General features: G+C 65.5%; 21 protein-coding genes. 9 read left to right on the plus strand and 12 right to left on the minus strand.

What is annotated here, in order from left to right:
* Window positions 1-208: 208 nt before the first annotated feature.
* The 4 genes from mepA to EN808_RS32060 all read right to left on the minus strand — a co-directional run bounded on the left by mepA (window position 209) and on the right by EN808_RS32060 (window position 4,146).
* On the minus strand, window positions 209-1,300 hold the full coding sequence (gene mepA, locus EN808_RS32045; protein ID WP_135917984.1) for a penicillin-insensitive murein endopeptidase: 1,092 nt from the start codon (window positions 1,298-1,300) through the stop codon (window positions 209-211).
* 101 nt (window positions 1,301-1,401) lie between these two features.
* On the minus strand, window positions 1,402-2,322 hold the full coding sequence (locus EN808_RS32050) for an SDR family NAD(P)-dependent oxidoreductase (RefSeq protein ID WP_135917985.1): 921 nt from the start codon (window positions 2,320-2,322) through the stop codon (window positions 1,402-1,404).
* Window positions 2,319-3,473 carry a tRNA epoxyqueuosine(34) reductase QueG gene (gene queG, locus EN808_RS32055; protein WP_135862876.1) on the minus strand — a complete coding sequence of 385 codons (1,155 nt, stop codon included), beginning with the start codon at window positions 3,471-3,473 and terminating at the stop codon, window positions 2,319-2,321. Before queG ends, EN808_RS32050 begins: the two co-directional genes overlap by 4 nt.
* Window positions 3,454-4,146 (minus strand): glutathione S-transferase family protein, encoded by a 693-nt coding sequence (locus EN808_RS32060; RefSeq protein WP_015314714.1) that lies wholly within the window; start codon window positions 4,144-4,146, stop codon window positions 3,454-3,456. The genes queG and EN808_RS32060 overlap by 20 nt, the downstream gene beginning before the upstream one ends.
* A gap of 171 nt (window positions 4,147-4,317) precedes the next feature.
* Here EN808_RS32060 and EN808_RS32065 point away from each other — a divergent pair, with 171 nt between their 5' ends.
* Entirely contained in the window at window positions 4,318-5,124 is an 807-nt protein-coding gene (locus EN808_RS32065) for an undecaprenyl-diphosphate phosphatase (RefSeq protein WP_135862880.1), read from the plus strand.
* 253 nt (window positions 5,125-5,377) lie between these two features.
* Here EN808_RS32065 and EN808_RS32075 read toward each other — a convergent pair whose 3' ends face one another.
* Together EN808_RS32075 and rsmI are read right to left on the minus strand one after the other, a co-directional pair.
* The gene (locus EN808_RS32075; protein WP_135862882.1) at window positions 5,378-5,755 is read right to left on the minus strand and encodes a YraN family protein; all 378 of its coding nucleotides are present in this window, start codon (window positions 5,753-5,755) and stop codon (window positions 5,378-5,380) included.
* Window positions 5,748-6,650, minus strand: a complete 903-nt coding sequence (rsmI, locus tag EN808_RS32080; RefSeq protein ID WP_135862885.1) for a 16S rRNA (cytidine(1402)-2'-O)-methyltransferase — start codon at window positions 6,648-6,650, stop codon at window positions 5,748-5,750. Before rsmI ends, EN808_RS32075 begins: the two co-directional genes overlap by 8 nt.
* A 208-nt stretch (window positions 6,651-6,858) precedes the next feature.
* Between rsmI and EN808_RS32085 the strand changes: the two genes are divergently transcribed.
* Together EN808_RS32085 and EN808_RS32090 are read left to right on the plus strand one after the other, a co-directional pair.
* Window positions 6,859-7,044 carry a hypothetical protein gene (locus tag EN808_RS32085; protein WP_127871091.1) on the plus strand — a complete coding sequence of 62 codons (186 nt, stop codon included), beginning with the start codon at window positions 6,859-6,861 and terminating at the stop codon, window positions 7,042-7,044.
* A gap of 7 nt (window positions 7,045-7,051) precedes the next feature.
* Entirely contained in the window at window positions 7,052-7,240 is a 189-nt protein-coding gene (locus tag EN808_RS32090) for a hypothetical protein (protein ID WP_127871090.1), read from the plus strand.
* A gap of 55 nt (window positions 7,241-7,295) precedes the next feature.
* On the opposite strand, the gene EN808_RS32095 is transcribed toward EN808_RS32090, so the two are convergent.
* The 5 genes from EN808_RS32095 to rph form a co-directional block, all read right to left on the minus strand.
* A complete protein-coding gene (locus EN808_RS32095; RefSeq protein WP_135862887.1) occupies window positions 7,296-7,619 on the minus strand; it encodes a low molecular weight protein tyrosine phosphatase family protein in 324 nt (107 codons plus the stop codon).
* Window positions 7,620-7,686: 67 nt separating this feature from the next.
* Entirely contained in the window at window positions 7,687-8,865 is a 1,179-nt protein-coding gene (gene hemW, locus EN808_RS32100; protein WP_135917986.1) for a radical SAM family heme chaperone HemW, read from the minus strand.
* Window positions 8,862-9,509: an RdgB/HAM1 family non-canonical purine NTP pyrophosphatase gene (gene rdgB / locus EN808_RS32105; protein WP_135917987.1), complete on the minus strand. Its 648-nt coding sequence runs from the start codon at window positions 9,507-9,509 to the stop codon at window positions 8,862-8,864. Before rdgB ends, hemW begins: the two co-directional genes overlap by 4 nt.
* Window positions 9,509-9,919 carry a VOC family protein gene (locus tag EN808_RS32110; protein ID WP_135917988.1) on the minus strand — a complete coding sequence of 137 codons (411 nt, stop codon included), beginning with the start codon at window positions 9,917-9,919 and terminating at the stop codon, window positions 9,509-9,511. The genes rdgB and EN808_RS32110 overlap by 1 nt, the downstream gene beginning before the upstream one ends.
* 183 nt (window positions 9,920-10,102) lie before the next feature.
* On the minus strand, window positions 10,103-10,819 hold the full coding sequence (rph, locus tag EN808_RS32120) for a ribonuclease PH (protein WP_127277911.1): 717 nt from the start codon (window positions 10,817-10,819) through the stop codon (window positions 10,103-10,105).
* Window positions 10,820-11,012: 193 nt separating this feature from the next.
* Here rph and hrcA point away from each other — a divergent pair, with 193 nt between their 5' ends.
* The 6 genes from hrcA (at window position 11,013) to EN808_RS32150 (ending at window position 16,565) form a co-directional block, all read left to right on the plus strand.
* Window positions 11,013-12,095: a heat-inducible transcriptional repressor HrcA gene (gene hrcA / locus EN808_RS32125; protein WP_135917989.1), complete on the plus strand. Its 1,083-nt coding sequence runs from the start codon at window positions 11,013-11,015 to the stop codon at window positions 12,093-12,095.
* Window positions 12,096-12,133: 38 nt separating this feature from the next.
* Window positions 12,134-12,331 (plus strand): hypothetical protein, encoded by a 198-nt coding sequence (locus EN808_RS32130; RefSeq protein WP_135917990.1) that lies wholly within the window; start codon window positions 12,134-12,136, stop codon window positions 12,329-12,331.
* 86 nt (window positions 12,332-12,417) lie between these two features.
* On the plus strand, window positions 12,418-13,767 hold the full coding sequence (locus tag EN808_RS32135) for a sorbosone dehydrogenase family protein (RefSeq protein ID WP_135862892.1): 1,350 nt from the start codon (window positions 12,418-12,420) through the stop codon (window positions 13,765-13,767).
* A 115-nt stretch (window positions 13,768-13,882) separates the two neighbouring features.
* The gene (locus tag EN808_RS32140; RefSeq protein ID WP_135917991.1) at window positions 13,883-14,500 is read left to right on the plus strand and encodes a LysE family translocator; all 618 of its coding nucleotides are present in this window, start codon (window positions 13,883-13,885) and stop codon (window positions 14,498-14,500) included.
* A gap of 177 nt (window positions 14,501-14,677) precedes the next feature.
* The gene (cysK, locus tag EN808_RS32145) at window positions 14,678-15,658 is read left to right on the plus strand and encodes a cysteine synthase A (protein WP_127871084.1); all 981 of its coding nucleotides are present in this window, start codon (window positions 14,678-14,680) and stop codon (window positions 15,656-15,658) included.
* A 280-nt stretch (window positions 15,659-15,938) separates the two neighbouring features.
* Window positions 15,939-16,565, plus strand: coding sequence for a glutathione S-transferase family protein (locus EN808_RS32150; RefSeq protein WP_135917992.1), 627 nt, complete (start codon window positions 15,939-15,941; stop codon window positions 16,563-16,565).
* A gap of 31 nt (window positions 16,566-16,596) precedes the next feature.
* On the opposite strand, the gene EN808_RS32155 is transcribed toward EN808_RS32150, so the two are convergent.
* Complete coding sequence (locus tag EN808_RS32155; protein WP_135918018.1) at window positions 16,597-17,841, minus strand: RNA polymerase sigma factor; 1,245 nt, start codon at window positions 17,839-17,841, stop codon at window positions 16,597-16,599.
* Between the last annotated feature and the right edge of the window lie 4 nt (window positions 17,842-17,845).

The raw sequence follows: 17,845 nt of genomic DNA on the forward strand, positions 1-17,845 counted from the left end.
ACAAACCGTAGCCGCTCGTCCATGATCCCAGTTTCTCGCCAAACCATCGCCGGTCCTCCCGGCGGACAAGAAAACTGTCACCCATGCTATCGGTCCATTCTGTTACCTATCTATCCGGTTCGGACACAGCCTCCTTCTCCCCGTCCCTATACGGGGAGAAGTGCCCGGCAGGGCGATGAGGGGCAGCACCGACCTCGGCAATCAATCGTCAATTCCCCGGCGGCCGTGGACGCGGCACCGGCACGCCTACTTCGGGTGTCGCGGTGAAGGCGTTCAACGCGCTTGGCAGGCCTTCCGTGCTGCTGGCCGTGGTGGCGGGCAGCGACGGCGCTTCGGGTTCGGGCGCCGCCACCGCGACCGGCACAGCGCTACCGTTATAGGTCGCCGCCTCGGCCGAGGCGGGCCCGGGCGCGTCGAGCACGGCGCGGCATTCCTTGGGCAGGTTGGCCATCGTCATCAGGTCGCGGGCCTTGGGCGCATCGGGGTTCTTGTTGGGCCGCCACGGCTCCTGCGTGAACCACCAGGCCAGCGGCTTGCCGCAACCGTCATCATCCGGCGTCGCTTCCTGCCCCTTGCAGGTGGGCGAACCGGGCTGGCAGCCGATGCGCATGTGGAAATGGTAGTCATGGCCCCAGAACGGCCGGATCTTGCGCAGCCAGGTACGGTCGCCCTTGACCGTGTCACAGAGCTTTTTCTTGATGCCCGGATTGACCAGGATGCGCTCGACTTGCGGGTAGCTCGCCGCGCGCTTCAGCATCGCCGTGTGCTGCGGCGTCCACAGCGCATCCTTCACCAGATGGGTCTTGTCGTCGACCATCAGCGTGGCGCTCATGGTCTCGCGCTGCGCCCTGGTCATCGTGCGGTCGGGCATCGGTGTCAGCCAGATGTCGGCGTCGAGCCCGATCTGGTGCGAGGCATGGCCGGTCAGCATCGGGCCGCCGCGCGGCTGCGCGATGTCGCCGATCAGCAGGCCCGGCCAGCCATCGGCGACGGCATCGCGCGACAGTTTCTCGATCAGCGCGATCAACGCCGGATGGCCCCAGCGGCGGTTGCGCGAAGGCCGCATCACCTGCCAGGTCGGGCCATCCATCGGAATGGCGACGCCGCCGGCAAAACAGCCCTTGGAATAGAAGCCGAAGGATTGCGGGGCGGTGGCCGTCGGCAGCTTCTCCGCACCGAACAGGTCTTTCGCCCGCTCCTCGGCCGCTGCCGGCTGCGCGAGACCGGTCAGGGCAAGCAAGCCAAGGGCGGCCGCCAGCAGTGATCTCTTGCCAAAAGACGACCGCGTCGCTGTCTTCATGAAATCGGATCCCACCAAACCCCAAGCCCGAATCATAGCACGCAACATGCGACGCTTCGATCGCTCTAACCTTTTGGCGCAATTCCGGACGAAAAACCGTTTCACACTTTTCCTGGAATTGCTTGTCCCTTCATCGGGCTGCGCGGCGCGCCGTCGCGCCAGTCGCCGCTTGCCCACATATGGTCGAGGGCGGCGCGGTAGTCGGGAAAGCGAAACCGATAGCCCGCCGCCTTGATCGCCGCGTTGGCGACCCGCTTGTTCTCGCCATAGAAGGACCGCGCCATGGGCGAAAGTTGGGCGGTCTCGAACGGAATTTCGGGCGGCGCCTCGATACCCATCAGCGATGCGGCATAGGCGACGACATCCTGCGGCGGTCCCGGCTCATCGTCGGTGACGTTGAAGATGCCACCCCTATTGCCGGCGATCAGATGCCAGAGCGCGCCTGATATGTCGTTACAATGGACGCGGTTGAACACCTGGTCCGGCTTGACCAGCCGCCTCGCGGTACCGTTCTCCAGATTGACCAGCGCGTTGCGGCCCGGACCGTAGATGCCGGAGAGCCGCAGGATCGCCACCGGCCGGTCGATTTCCCGGCCGAGCTTCTGCCAGGCTTGCTCGGCCTCGACCCGCATGACCGAACGCTTTGATACCGGCCGGCACACGGCCGTTTCATCGACCCAGGCACCACCATAGTCGCCATAGACGCCGACTGTAGAGAGATAGCCGATCCACTCCAGATCAGGCATCCCTGCGATTGCCTCGCGGGCGGCATTCAGCACAGGATCGCCGGCGTCTTCCGGGGCGACCGAGATCACCAGATGCGTGGTTTTCTCCAGCACTTCGCCGATGTCGCTCGTCAACTTACCGTCGAACAGCAGCGGGGCGATGCCGGCCTGGCGCAGCGCCTCCAATTTCTCCGCCGATCGCGTCGTGCCGATGATCTTGGCACCATCCGGGTTGGCGCGGGCAAAAGCCTTGCCCGAATAGCCGGCGCCAAAGATGAAGACCTGTTTTTCGCTCATGCATGCGTCCTGGTTGGCCGCGCCAGGCGCCATTCGTCGCGCACCACAGCGTCGTCCTCGGTTTCCAGGCCGTTCGCGGCCCGTTCGGCATATTCGGTTTCCGGCACCAGCCGCGCCAGCGCCCAAATTGCCGCGCCCCGCACCAGCGGCGAGGCGTCGCCGAGCAGATCCCGGACGATGCCGGCAAGCACGGCCTCGCCGGAATTGCCGGCGGCAATCAGCACGTTGCGGACAAAGCGGTCGCGGCCGATGCGTTTGATCGGCGAACCGGAAAAGAAGGCGCGGAAGGCAGCATCGTGGAGGGCCAAAAGGTCGGCGAGCGCAGGCTCGCGCAAATCGTCGCGCGCGGCGAGCTTGGCCTCGGACGCGGCGCTGGCGAACTTGTTCCACGGGCAAGCGGCGAGGCAGTCGTCGCAGCCATAGATGCGGTTGCCGATCGCCTCGCGGAATTCATGCGGGATCGGCCCCTTGTTCTCGATGGTGAGGTAGGAGATGCAGCGCCGCGCATCGAGCCTATAAGGCGCGGGGAACGCATCGGTCGGGCAGGCGTCGAGGCAGGCGCGGCAGGAGCCGCAATGGTCGATCTCGGCCCGGTCCGGTACGAGTTCTGCCGTGGTGAAGATGGTGCCGAGGAACAGCCAGGAGCCGTGCTGGCGGCTGACCAGATTGGTGTGCTTGCCCTGCCAGCCGAGGCCCGCCGCTTCGGCCAACGGCTTTTCCATGACGGGCGCCGTATCGACGAAGACTTTGACGTCGCCGCCGGCGCGCGCGACGATCTTGCCGGCGATCTCCTTCAGCCGGCCCTTCATCACCTCGTGATAGTCGCGGTTTTTCGCGTAGACCGAGATCGCGCCGCGATCGCGCCTGGCCAGCACGTCGCGCGGATCCTGGTCAGGCCCGTAATTCATGGCCAGCACGATGATCGCGCGCACGTCGGGCCAAAGCGTCGAAGGCTCGCTGCGGCGCGCGATCGTCTCGGCGATCCACGCCATGGAGCCATGAAACCCGTCGGCGACGAATTCGGCAAGCCGGGCCGGCGCCAGCGGGATCGCATCGGGAGCGGTGACGGCGACGGCATCGAAGCCGGCGCGCCGTGCCTCCGCGTCGATCAGCGCACGCAGTTTTGCCGCGTCAGAAGTCGAGGTCCGCATAGTGCGACACCGGCGACAGGCCGCGCACGCGGTCGGTCAAGAGCGGCCGGAACGAAGGCCGCGACTTCACCCGCGTGTACCATTCGCGCGCAGCGGGATGTTCGCGCCAGTCGATCTCGCCGAGATAGTCGAGCACCGACAGCGTCGCGGCGGCCGCGAGATCGGCATAGGTGACCCTGCCACCGGCCAGCCAGTGACGGGTGCCGGCCAGCCAGTTGGTGTATTTCATGTGCTGGCGGATGTTGGCGCGCGCGGCGCGGATGGCGCCCGAATCGGGCGAGCCGCCGCCCGCGGTTTCCGGCATCACCGGCTTCAGCACGCGCTCGCGCACCAGGTGGCGGGTGACCTCGCTTTCGGCCTTGTTGAGATACCAGTCGATCAGCCGGCGGATTTCGGCGCGCTGCATCGGATCCTCGGCGAACAGCCGCTTGTCGCGCTTCAGCACACCGCGCGTCTCGTCGAGATATTCCGAGATCACCGTCGCGCCGATGATCGGCACGTCGCCCTCGGCCAGCAGGATCGGCAGCGTGCCGGCCGGGTTCAGCGCCAGGAACTCCTTGCGCCGCGTCCACGGCTTTTCCTCGATCAGCGCCAGCTCCTCGCCATACTCGCCAAAGGCGAGGCGGACGAAGCGGCAGGTGGCGAACATGGGATGGTGGAAAAGCGTCAGCATGGTTCCGCGATGATAAAGCGCACGAGTGTGGACTGGCGAATCGCCGGGCGCACCGGTAAGTCTTGGCCGCCCGGTTTGCGGGCCGTCAGGGGTGTTGCGACCTATAGGGGCACTTCGGCGCCATGACAAGCAAGCCATTCCGTTAGCCATCACGCCAATGCCGAGGTAGAAATGGAAAGCCAGACCATCGTCGAAGCCCTGCTGCTCGGCCTGCTGGAGGGGTTGACCGAATTCATACCGGTGTCCTCGACCGGCCATATCCTGCTCGCCGGCCATTTCCTCGGCTTCCAGTCGACCGGCAAGGCCTTCGAGATCCTGATCCAGCTCGGCGCCATCCTGGCGATCCTGAGCGTCTATTTCCGGCGGCTGTGGCAGATGCTGCTCGACCTGCCGCATGACCGGCTGACGCGGCATTTCGTCATCGGCATCCTCATCGCCTTCCTGCCGGCCGCGATCATCGGCGCGCTGGCGCACGACTTCATCAAGACGGTGCTGTTCGAATCGCCACGACTGATCTGCATCATGCTGATCATCGGCGGCGTGGTGCTGCTGGTGGTCGACCGCATGAACCTCAAGCCCGTCTATCGCGACGTCGAGCGGTTTCCGACCCGGCTTTACCTGCAGATCGGCCTGTTCCAGTGCCTGTCGTTGATCCCCGGCACCTCGCGCTCGGGCTCGACCATCGTCGGCGCGCTGCTTCTGGGCGTCGACAAGCGGGCGGCGGCGGAATTTTCCTTCTTCCTTGCCATCCCGACCATGGTCGGCGCCTTCGCCTTCGACCTGTTCAAGAACCGCAACGTGCTGACCTCGGCCGACCTGCCGATCATCGCCATAGGCTTCGTCGCCGCCTTCGTCACGGCGCTGTTCGTGGTGCGCCTCCTGCTCGATTACGTCTCGCGCAACGGCTACTCGCTGTTCGGCTGGTGGCGGCTGGTGGTGGGTGTCGTCGGGCTGGTGGCGCTGATGATCTGGGGGTGATTGCAGCGACCGGTTCGGTTGGAGCCGCCGAACGTTAGCGCTGCCCCTCACCTGCCTGCCGGCATCCTCTCCCCGCACAGGGACGGGGAGAGGGGCGCTGTCATCGGCGATTTCGCCAACTACAACGATTGCAGGAAGGTCGCCGTCGCTGCGGCCATCTCCCTTCTCCCCGTCCCTATACGGGGAGAAGTGCCCGGCAGGGCGATGAGGGGCAGCACTAACTTCAACGAATGGATTGCCTCCGGCAACGAGCCTAGCTCCTCCCATAAAACGCATTCGGGACATGCACGGGCCAACGCCAGGGCAGCACGGCGACCATGTCGAAGCGCATCGACAGCCTGCCATAGTCCGGCTGGCGCGACAGCCAGATGTCGGCCGCGCCCTCGATGCGGCGCTCCGATTCGTGGCCGATTGCCTCCATGGCCTCGATCAGCGTGCGGCGTGCCTTGACCTCGACGAACAGCACCAGATCGCCGCGCCGGGCGATCAGGTCGATCTCGCCGAAGCGGGTGCGATGGCGGCGCGCCAGGATCCGGTAGCCTTTCAGCATCAGCGCTACAGCCGCCAGCCATTCGCCGCGATGGCCGCGCCGGTAGGCCTTTTGACGGCTGGCGCTCGGGCGCTCAACCATCGCGGCCTTCTCTAAGTTCGAGCAGCCGCCGGTAGAGCGCCTGCTTCTGGCCGCCGGTCATTTTCGCGGCTTCCGCCGCCGCCTTGGAGGCCGGCATTTCAGCGGCAAGCGACAAAAGCAGGCGGTCGATGTCTTCCGGTTCGTCGGCCTTGGCCTCGGCGGGGCCGATGCAGACGACGATCTCGCCCTTCGGCGTGTCCGCCGCCGCGTAATGATCGGCAAGCGCCCGCAGCGTGCCGGTGCGGATTTCCTCGAATGTCTTGGTCAGTTCCCGGCCGATGGCGGCTTTGCGCTCGCCGCCCAGCGCCTCGACCATGGCGCCGAGCGATTCGGCCAGCCGGCGCGGTGATTCGAAGAATATCAGCGTCGCCGGTACCGCCCTCAGCGCCTCCAGCCGCGACAGCCTCTGACCAACCTTGACCGGCAAAAAGCCGGCGAACAGGAAGGCGTCGGACGGCAGGCCCGACGCCGTCAGCGCGGCAAGCGGCGCCGACGGGCCGGGAATCGGTACGACGCGAATGCCCTGGTCGAGCGCCTCGCCGACCAGCCGGTAGCCGGGATCGGAAACCAGCGGCGTGCCGGCATCGGAAATCAGCGCCACGCTCTGTCCTGCCGCAAGTGCCGCGATCAACTTCGGCCCCGCCTCGCCGGCATTGTGCTCGTGATAGGCCGTGGTGCGTCGGCGGATGCCGTAGCGGTCGAGCAGCACCCGCGACACGCGCGTGTCCTCGCAGGCGACGATGTCGGCGGCGGCCAGCGTCTCCAGCGCGCGCAGCGTGATGTCGGCCAGATTGCCGATCGGCGTCGCCACCAGATAAAGCGCCGGATCGAGCGGGCGGGCCGCGATTTCGGTCTGCCCGACCACATAGCTGCGCTTGCCCGTCTCGCCAGTCACCGATGCCGTCTCCGTTCAAGCCTGTTTGGCCTGCCAAATCCTGTTTGGCCTGCCAAAACTTGTTTGGCCTGCCAAAACTTGTTTGGCATGGCTGGCGCCGGCTTGCAAAACTCACGCCGATGTAAGGTGGCCGCCATTCCTTCGCCACAGTAGGGAACGAAACCGGTTTTGGCAGATTTAGCCCCTGATTCCCTTGGGGAGGACAGGAATGGACAGCCTGACGATTCAGGACGCTTTCGCGCCCTACTATGCCGGTCGCAGCCGGATTGCCGCACGCCAGGACAAGCGGCTGCCAGCCCGGAACGACACCAGCCTGACCAAGCAGGCCGCGAGTGCCTTGCCGACCAATGTCAGACTTTCCGACAACAAACCCGACAGCACGACGGAGCACTGACCGGACGATGCCCAATCGCTTCGATATCTTCATCACCCGTCTTGAAACGAAAAACGCCCGCAACGGCGCACCCCTGCCCTCTTTGGGCGACCAGCACCGTGGCCGCCGCGACAAGGACAACGCAAAGCCAGTCCGGAACGGCGAGGCGCACGCCGAGAAAGAGCGCGGAAAGCACCGCCACAAACACGACGCCTGATCTGATTCAGATCGGCGAGGCGGCCGCCCAAGGTGGCGAACGCTGGGCCAGGCGCTCAGTCCAGATATCGTGAAACGCGCGCTTTCAGAAGCTCGATCAGCTCCGGGTCCATGAATTCGTAGTCGTCCGGAATATCGAGGCAGATCACCTTGGCCGCCTTCAGACTGGCCTTGAATTTCTTCTGCAGCTTCGTGCGGTGGGTTTTCTCCATGACAAAAATGATGTCGGCCCAGGCGACCAGTTCGTGCGTCAGCGGCGTATCGGCATCATGATTGGTGCCGGCCGAGGCGACTTCGATGTCGCGCCGCGTGGAATACACCTGCTCGGCGGTCGGGCTGCGCAAGCGGTTCTGACTGCAGACGAAGAGGATGTTTTTCAATGAGTGGTGCTTTTCAGTGTGAGCATGATCTTGTCGGAAAACCGGGTCCCACTTTTCGGGATCATGCTCAGCGCGCCAGGTCCGCCACCACGGCGTCGAGCACGATCATGCCGGCGGGCGTGGCGCGCAGCCGCGTGTTGCCGATCGGCGCCACCAGCCCCTCGCCTTGCAGCACCGACAGCCGCGCGCTCGACAGGCCGCGCCCGGAAAACGCTTCGTAGCGGGTGAGGTCGATGCCTTCGGCGAGCCTGAGCCCCATCAGCAGGAATTCGTCGGCCTCTTCGGAGCGAGTCAGGAGCTCGCCGCCGGTTATGCCATGGCCCTTGGCCTCGACCAGGTTGGCCCAGGTTTCCGGCATTCTCTCAGCAATCGTCACCACCCGATGGCCGTTCTCGACGAAGCGGCCATGCGCGCCGGGGCCGACGCCGACATATTCGCCGTAGCGCCAGTAAGTCAGATTGTGCCGGCTCTCGGCGCCTGGCCGCGCGTGATTGGAAATCTCATAAGCCGGCAAACCATGCGCCGACGTGATCTCCTGCGTCAGCGCATAGAGGTCGGCGGCGTGGTCGTTGTCGGGAATGGTGAATTTCTTCGCCGCGTGCAGCGCATGGAAAGGCGTGCCTTCCTCGATGGTCAGCTGGTAAAGCGACAGATGGTCGGCGGCATGGCCGATCGCCTGTTCGAGTTCCGCCTGCCAATCCTCGGGCGTCTGTCCCGGGCGCGCATAGATCAGGTCGAAGGACAGGCGCGGAAAGATTTCGCGCGCGAGCCCGATGGCGTGCAGGGCTTCCTCGACATTGTGCAGCCGGCCGAGGAAGCGCAGATCCTTGTCGTTCAGGGCCTGCACGCCGAGCGAGACGCGGTTGACCCCCGCGATCCGGTAACCACGAAACCGCTCCGCCTCGACCGAGGACGGGTTGGCCTCGAGCGTCACCTCGATACCGTCAGGCACCGTCCAGTTCTTGGCCACCGCGTCCAGAACCCTGGCCACCGTTTCCGGCTTCATCAGCGACGGCGTGCCGCCGCCGAGGAAGATGCTGGTCACTTCGCGCGGTCCGGTGCGCTGGCGCATCGTCGCAAGCTCGGCCTCGAATGCGGCGGCAAAGCGCTCCTGGTCGACCGGCTGGTGGCGGACATGGCTGTTGAAGTCGCAATAGGGGCATTTGGCTGCGCAGAACGGCCAATGCACGTAGACGCCGAAGCCGGGACTGTGGTCGAGCGCCATGGTGGTGCTGGACCCGATCATTCCGAACCGAGCCGAGCGCGCGCGAATTTCTGGAAGGCGCGGGCGCGGTGCGACAGCGCCGTCGCCTGGCCTGGCTTCCAGCCGTGCTTTTCCTCCGCATTCATCTCGCCGAAGGTTTTGTCGAAGCCATTGGGCATGAACACTGGATCGTAGCCGAAGCCGAGCTCGCCGCGCGGCGGCCAGACCAGAGTGCCCTCGGCCTCGCCGCGATAATATTCGGCCTCGCCGTCGGGAAAGGCGAGGCAGATGACGGCGACGAAACGGCCCGTGCGCCGTTCGGGCGTGGCCGCGCTGACTTCCTGCAGCGCCACTTCGGTGCGCTGCATGGCCATGGCGAAATCGCGCGATCCTTCCGGCGTCTCGGCCCAGTTGGCGGTGTAGACGCCTGGCGCGCCATCGAGCGCGTCGACGCAGAGGCCGGAATCGTCCGACAGCGCCGGCAGGCCGGTCGCCTTCGCGGCCGCGAAGGCCTTGATGTAGGCGTTTTCCTCGAAGGTGGTGCCGGTCTCGTCCGGTTCGGGCAGGCCATACTCCTTGGCCGACTTCGCCTCGAAGCCGAACGGACCCATCAGGTCGGCGAATTCGCGCAGCTTGCCTTCATTGTGGCTGGCGACGACGATCTTCTTGCCATGGAGTGAATGCATCAAAGGCCCCAGATTCTCGGCTCGGCGAATTCGATCGAATTGCCCGAGGGGTCGCGTATATAGATCGAACGGCCACCTTGCGGCCATTCGAATTCGCTTTCGATGGCGATTTTCTTCGCTTGAAGTTGGGCTTTCCAGCCGTCGATTTCAGCGGCGGTTGCGGCAAAGCACAGATGGCCTTCGCCAACCGCGCCGTGCGGCGGTACTTTCAGCTTCGCGTCCGGTGCGGGCGGAATTTTGGTCGCCTCGGCGTTGAAGATGAGCAGAACGCACGGGCCGCAGCGGAAGAAGAGGTGGCGGCCTTCGACCTTGCCGAGGAGGATGAGGCCGAGGATGTCGGTGTAGAAGCGCTCGGCGGCAGGCAGGTCGGTGACGTAGAGGGCCGATTCCAGGATTGCGGAAGGTGTCACGAGGCGCCCCCCTCTGCCCTGCCGGGCATCTCCCCCACGAGGGGGGAGATTGGCTGTATCAGTCGCTTTCGCCACTTTTCAACGTTGAAGGGCAGGCACGGCCAGCCAAACTGCCAATCTCCCCCCTCGTGGGGGAGATGGCCGGCAGGCCAGAGGGGGGCGCCCAGGCTCGGCATCAAAATCCTACGCCACCGCCATCTGCTGCAGGCTAACCAACCGGGAAATGCCCTTCTTGGCCAATCCCATCAAGTCCGCGAACTGCGCCTCGGAAAAGGGCTCGCCCTCGGCGGTGCCCTGGATCTCGACGATGCCGCCCTTGCCGGTCATGACGAAATTTGCGTCGGTGCCGGCCGAGGAATCCTCGATATAGTCGAGATCGATGACCGGCTGGCCGTCGTGAATGCCGCAGGAAATCGCCGCGACATGATCCTTCAGCACCTTCGAAACGCTGGCCATCTGCCGCGCTTCCATCCAGCGCAGGCAGTCATGGAGCGCCACCCAGCCGCCGGTGATCGAAGCGGTGCGGGTGCCGCCATCGGCCTGGATGACGTCGCAGTCGACGGTGATCTGCTGTTCACCCAGCGCCTGCAGGTCGACCACGGCGCGCAGGGAACGGCCGATGAGGCGCTGAATTTCCAGCGTGCGGCCGCCTTGCTTGCCGGCGGAAGCCTCGCGACGCATGCGCTCGCCGGTCGAGCGCGGCAGCATGCCGTATTCGGCCGTGACCCAGCCCTTGCCGGAATTGCGCATCCAGCCCGGCACCTTTTCCTCGAGGCTCGCGGTGCACAGGACATGCGTGTCGCCGAATTTCACCAGGCACGAGCCTTCGGCATGCTTGGAGACGCCGCGCTCGAAGGAGATGGCGCGCATTTCGTCGAATTGGCGTTTGGAGGGGCGCATTCAGGCTTCTTTCCAGTCATTTTTCGGAATCGTGGCCGGCTTGTAGCCCCACCAAGCCCATGGCGCAAAGGAAAATGGCCGAGCGATCCAGCACCGGGTGATCTGGCACAGGCACCGGGTGATCTGACACAGACACCGGGTTGCGCGCGGGTAACGGAAGTCTATATCCTTGAGCCGGAGGTTTTTGGCCGCAATGACCAAGGCAGTCGATCCCGCGTCGCGGTCGCCCGCGCTTCAATCGCTCGACATGCGCTCGCGCGACATCTTCCGGCGCATCGTCGATTCCTACCTCAGGGATGGCGAACCCGTGGGCTCGCGCAGCCTGTCGCGCATCCTGCCGTCCTCGCTGTCGCCGGCCACAATCCGCAACGTGATGAGCGACCTCGAGCATCTCGGGCTGATCTACGCGCCGCACATTTCGGCCGGGCGTCTGCCGACGCAGGCCGGCCTGCGTTTCTTCGTCGACGCCTTCATGGAACTCGGCGACCTTTCCGACGAGGAGCGCCGCACCATCGAGGCGCAGGTACGGGCCTCCGGCTCGGGCGCGACGCTGGAGCACATGCTGACCGAGGCCAGCCAGATGCTGTCGGGCATGTCGCGCGGCGCCGGCCTGGTGCTGGCCGCCAAGAACGAGGTGGCGCTGAAGCATATCGAATTCATCCAGCTGGAGCCGACCAAGGCGCTGGCCGTGCTGGTGTCGCAGAATGGCGATGTCGAAAACCGCGTCGTCGACCTGCCGGCCGGCATCACGGTCTCGCAACTGCACGAGGCCTCGAATTTCCTCAACGCCCATATTCGCGGCCGCACTTTGGCCGAGGCGCGCTCCGAGATCGCCCGCATCAAGGAAGAGACGAGGGCAGCGCTCGACACGCTGTCGCAGGACCTCGTCGAGAAGGGACTGGCGGTGTGGGCGGGCGCCGAAAGCGGCCTGCCGGCGCGGCTCATCGTGCGCGGCCGCGCCAATCTGCTCGAAAACGTCACCGCCCAGGCCGACATCGAATTGCTGCGCCATCTGTTCGAGGACATGGAGACGCAGGACGGGCTGATCCAGCTGCTCGACCTCGCCGAGGAGGGATCGGGCGTGCGCATCTTCATCGGTTCGGAAAACAAGCTGTTCTCGCTGTCGGGCTCATCGCTGGTGGTGGCGCCCTATCGCGACAAGGACGCGCGCGTCGTCGGCGCGCTCGGCGTCATCGGCCCGACCCGGCTCAACTATGCCCGCATCGTGCCGATGGTGGATTACACGGCGCAGCTGATTTCCCGCATGCTGCGCTAAGGTCCTAAAATCGAGACAGGCCGCAAAGGAGAAAAAGAATGGCGCTGGAATCATTAAAGGCCCAGATCAGTCTGCTGCTCGAAGAGATGGTCAACCAACCGGAGGACCAGCACGAAATTCAGGAACAGCTGCGCGAAAAACTGCGCGAAATGCGCGCCATGGGCCTGCCGTTGCCCGCCGATCTCGTTGCCCTGGAAAAACGCCTGGATGACGATTTTTACGCTGCCGGGACCTGATTCCTGACGTTTGCTTCGAACCATCGTGCGTGACGGAACCCAGGGACAGACCGATCGTTAATTTCCTTCACGATCGAGTGGAGGAAATGATGCGATTGGCCGGACTGGCGATGTCCGCACTGTTTCTCACGACCGCGGCTCTCGCCCAGCAGGCCGATCAGCCTGCGCTCAAAGGCGCGGCGGCTTTCGGCGACTGGCGGGCGGACAGGCCCGGTGTACGCCGGCTGATCAAGCCGGAAGACCTGCCTAAACCCTATGCCACCAAATCCGCCTCGAACGGCGCAGGCATTGTCGACATGCCGGCGAATGCGAAGCCACGCCTGCCGTCCGGGTTTTCGGCCGAGCTGATCGCCTCGGGGATCGACAATCCGCGCGTCGTGCGCGTCGCGCCGAACGGCGACCTGTTCGTCGCCGACAGCGAAGCCAACCAGATCCGCGTCTATCGCCTGACGAAGGACAGCGCGAAACCCGCCGAAAACGGCATCTTCGCCGGCGGCCTCAACCAGCCCTATGGCATTGCCTTCTATCCCTTGGGCAACGACCCGCAATGGGTCTATGTCGCCAACAGCGACAGCATCGTGCGCTTTGCCTATCGCAATGGCGACCTGAAGGCCTCGGGTGACCCGCAAACCATCGTCGACAACATTCCGGCGAATCACCACTGGACGCGCGACATCGCCTTCTCGCCCGACGGCAAGACACTTTACCTCTCCGTCGGCTCCGGCTCGAATGTCGCCGAGGATATGGGCAAAAGACCCAGAGGCGGGCTCGATGCCTGGGTCAAGTCGAAGCCGCTCGGCGCCAGTTGGGGTTCCGAAGCGGGCCGGGCCGAGGTGCGAGCCTTCGACCCCGACGGCAAGAACGGCCGCGTCGTCGCCACCGGGCTGCGTAACTGTTCGGGCATGACCGTGCAGCCGGCAACCGGCGCGCCGTGGTGCGTCGTCAACGAACGCGACGCACTCGGCGACAATGTGCCGGCCGAATACGCGACATCGGTCAGGGAAGGCGCCTTCTATGGCTGGCCCTGGTATTACATCGGCAACAATGAGGACCCGCGCCACAAGGGCGAGCGCCCCGACCTCGCCGGCAAGGCTGATATTCCCGACGTGCTGATGCAGGCGCATTCGGCGCCGCTCAACATCGCGTTCTATGATGGCAAAAGCTTTCCGCCGGAGTATCGAGGCGATGCCTTCGTGACCCTGCACGGCTCCTGGAACCGCGGCAACAGGACCGGCTACAAGATCGTCCGCCTCCTGTTCAAGGACGGCAAGCCGACCGGGGAATATGAGGATTTCATGACCGGCTTCGTCGCCTCCAATGGCGAGGTCTGGGGCCGGCCCGTGGGCGTGGCGGTGGCCGGCGACGGATCGTTGATCGTGAGCGAAGACGGCAACGGCACGATCTGGCGCGTGACTTATAGCGGCGGCCGATCCTGACCCGTCCTTGCGGCCGGACCATTGCCGTCTGGTGTAAGCGAATCCCGCGCGCAGGGCGTTCTCCCGGAGCCCGCCTCGTGCGACAAGGGCATACTCGCCCTTGGACGCCGACACCATGACCCTCACCGGGTTCCTTGCCTACAGCGCCGCTCTCGGCATCGCCGCCGCCATTCCCGGCCCCGGCATCACCGCCCTGGTCGCGCGTGCGCTGGGCTCGGGCTTTCGCTCTTCGCTGGCCATGTCCTTCGGCCTGATGCTCGGCGACCTCATCTATCTGACGGCCGTGGTGCTCGGCCTCGCCTTCGTCGCACAGGAATTCGGCATGGTTTTCCTGGCGATCAAATGGGCCGGCGTCGCCTATCTCGCCTTCCTCGGCTGGCGCTTCTGGACCGCCGGCATCACGCCCGAAACCATCGAAGCCAGGAAGGGCAAGGGCGGATTGCTGTCGAGCTTCGCCGCCGGGCTCACCGTGACGCTCGGCAATCCAAAGACGATGATCTTCTACCTCGCCATCACGCCGACCATCGTCGACCTGAAGACGATCACGCTTGCCGATTACGGCATTCTCGTCGCACTGACGGTGGTCGTCCTGTTCGTCGTGCTGGTGCCCTACCTGGCACTCGCCGCCAAGGCACGCTGGTTCCTGAAGTCGCCGCGCGCGCTCAAGGTGCTGAACCGCACCGCCGGCGCCTTCATGGTTGGCGCGGCGGCGGCGATCGCTGCTCGTCAGTAGGTCGTTTCGGCCAAACCATTCCGTGGCCCGGCTGTTTCGAGAAATGCCTTTCCGAGGGCTAGGCGTTTTCAGAACACGCCCCCCTCGGATATTTTCGAGCCGCAGCCTATCTTGCGCGGTTGAAAGCCCTATTCTGTCGGCTACTGCCAATTGCCTGAAATCCAGGGAGCGAAACCAATGAACAAGCCCGTCACTTCCGCCCGCGTGCCCGGCCGCGGCCGCATCTACAATTCCATCACCGACACGATCGGCGATACGCCATTGGTACGGCTAGACAAGTTCGCCAAGGAAAAGGGCATCGTCGCCAATCTGGTCGCCAAGCTCGAATTCTTCAATCCAATCGCCTCGGTCAAGGACCGTATCGGCGTGGCGATGATCGAGGCGCTGGAGGCAGCCGGCAAGATCACGCCCGGCAAGACCACGCTGATCGAACCGACATCGGGCAACACCGGCATCGCGCTGGCCTTCGCCGCCGCCGCCAAGGGCTACAAGCTGATCCTGACCATGCCGGAGACGATGTCGGTCGAGCGCCGCAAGATGCTGGCGCTGCTCGGCGCCGAACTGGTGCTGACCGAAGGCCCGAAAGGCATGAAGGGCGCCATCGCCAAGGCCGACGAACTGGCCGCGACGATCCCCAACGCCATCATTCCGCAGCAGTTCGAAAACCCGGCCAATCCGGAAATCCATCGCAAGACGACAGCGGAGGAAATCTGGAACGACACGCAGGGCGAGATCGACATCTTCGTCGCCGGCATCGGCACAGGCGGCACCATCACCGGCGTCGGCCAGGTGTTGAAGAAGCGCAAGCCCGCGCTGCATGTCGTCGCCGTCGAACCGGATGCCTCGCCGGTGCTGTCGGGCGGCCAGCCTGGCCCGCACAAGATCCAGGGCATCGGCGCCGGCTTCGCGCCCAAGATCCTCGACACCACGGTCTATGACGAGATCGTCAAGGTCTCGAACGAGGATTCCGTCGCCAATGCGCGCCTCATCGCCCGCCTCGAGGGCGTGCCGGTCGGCATCTCGTCGGGCGCGGCGCTGCAGGCAGCGATCGTCGTCGGTTCGCGGCCGGAGAACAAGGGCAAGACCCTGGTCGTGGTCATCCCCGATTTCGCCGAGCGCTATTTGTCGACGATCCTGTTCGAGGGGCTTGGGGCTTAGGGTTTCGAACTCCCGTCTTTCCTTCTCCCCTTGTGGGAGAAGGTGTCGCCGAAGGCGACGGATGAGGGGTGTTCCAGCGGAGTGAGACGTGGGTGTTCCCTGGAGCACCCCTCATCCGACCTCGCTTCGCGAGGCCACCTTCTCCCACAAGGGGAGAAGGAAAGGCCCCGTGAGCCTGGCCCGCAGAAAAACCTGCCGTGGCGCGCCGTACCCGACTTGAGCAGACCGCTGCTCCGGTGCAAACCTCCAGCGGCCCTGGTTCGGGCCGGGGGAGGATTTCATGTACAAGCTCTACACGCGCCCCGGCAGCGGCGGTTTCGTCGTCGAGGCGGCGCTGGCGCTGATCGATGCGCCTTTCGAACAGATCGACGTGCCGAAGAACGAGGCGCCCGATCCGGCCTTTCTCGCCATCAGCCCGTTGAACCAGGTGCCGGTGCTGACCTTGCCGGACGGGCGCTCGGTCACCGAATCGGCGGCGATCTGCATCCTGCTCGCCGAACGCCACCCACAGGCCGGCCTGGCGCCGGCGGCCGAGGAACCGGCGCGCGCGGAGTTCCTGCGCTGGATGGCGTTCATGTCCTCCGTGCTCTACCCGGCGGTGCTGCGGCTCTACTATGCCCATCGCTACACGGCGGATGCCGAGGGTACGAAGGCGGTGAAACAGGCTGCGGTCGCCGAGATGGACCGCGCTTTTACAGTCGTCGATGCCGCCTTGCGCGGCCGCGACTGGCTCGTCGGCGATCAGATGTCGCTGGCCGACATCTATCTCGTCATGCTGGTGGCCTGGCATCCCGACATCGACAGGGCGCGGGCGGCCTGGCCTGATATCGAACGCCTGTGGGCGCGGTTGCGCCAGCACCCGCTTATGAAGACGCTCAACACCTCGCACGAGATGTGGCCGGCCTGAACGGCCGAAAAGCCGCCCGCGCTCCGCGACCTCACTGTATAAGCGCGGTGCGTTTTGCCTGCAGGAAGCGGCGCACCGCCGGGTCGCGCTCGAGGCCGATCGCGCGATCATAGGCCTCGACCGCCTGGGGTCCCTGGCCGAGTCTGGCCAGGAGACCGGCACGCGCGGCCCAGTAGGGCTGATAGTCATTGAGCCGCTTGTCGTCACCCAGCACGTAAAGGGCGGCCAACCCCGCCACCGCGCCCTCGGTCTCGGCGATCGCCACCGCGCGGTTGATCGCCACCACCGGCGATCCCGCAATCGAAAACAGCGCGTCGTAGAGTTCGCGAATCGCGATCCAGTCGGTGCGACCGGTGAGCCGCCGCGCCGCATGGACGGACTGCACCGCCGCCTCCAGCTGGTAGCGGCCGATGACGCCCTTGGCGGCGGCGCCGCGAAGACATGCTTCGGCCTCGTCGACCAGGGCATGATCCCATAATGCATGGTCCTGCTCGGCGAGCGGCACATAGTCCCCGGCCGTGTCGCGACGCGCCGCGCGGCGCGCCTCGGCGAACAGCATCAGTGACAGCAGGCCCAGCGCCTCCGGCTCGTCCGGCAGCAGCGAGGCCACCAGCCGGCCGAGCCAGATGCCTTCGGTGGCGAGGTTGCGGTGCCGCGTCTCGGTACCGGTCGGATCTGACCAGCCCTCGGCGAAAGCGGCGTAGATCGCCTCCAGCACCGCATCCAGCCTTTCACCGAGTTCGGCCCGCTCCGGCACGCGGAACGGAATGCCGGTCTCGCGGATGCGGCTCTTGGCGCGCACCAGGCGCTGGCCCATCGTGGCCGGCGAGAGCAGGAAGGCGGAAGCGATCGTGGCGGCATCGAAGCCGAGGATGGTCTGCAGGATCAGCGGCGCCCGCACGCCGGGTTCGATCGCCGGATGGGCGCAGGCGAACATCAGCCGCAATCGTTCGTCGGGCAGGTCCTCGTCGGTCATGCGCGCCTCCGTCTCCTCGGCAATCAGCTTGAGATGGTCACGGCCGGCTTCGCTGGTCAGCCGCCGCCGCACCGCATCGACACGCCGCCGCCTGGCCACGGCGAGCAACCAGGCTTCCGGCTTTTCAGGCACGCCGGAGCGCGGCCAGCGTTCGAGCGCCGCGGCAAAGGCGTCGGCCAGCGCATCCTCGGCGGCGGCCACGTCGCGCGTGCGCGCGGCGAGCCAGGCGACCAGCTTGCCATAGCTCTGCCGGGCGGCGGCCTCGGCGACCGCCCGGGCGATCTCCGGGCGACTGTCCATCACG

Origin of the sequence: Mesorhizobium sp. M8A.F.Ca.ET.165.01.1.1, assembly GCF_004792065.1 — a bacterium.
In the GTDB taxonomy this organism is placed as follows: Bacteria; Pseudomonadota; Alphaproteobacteria; order Rhizobiales; family Rhizobiaceae; genus Mesorhizobium.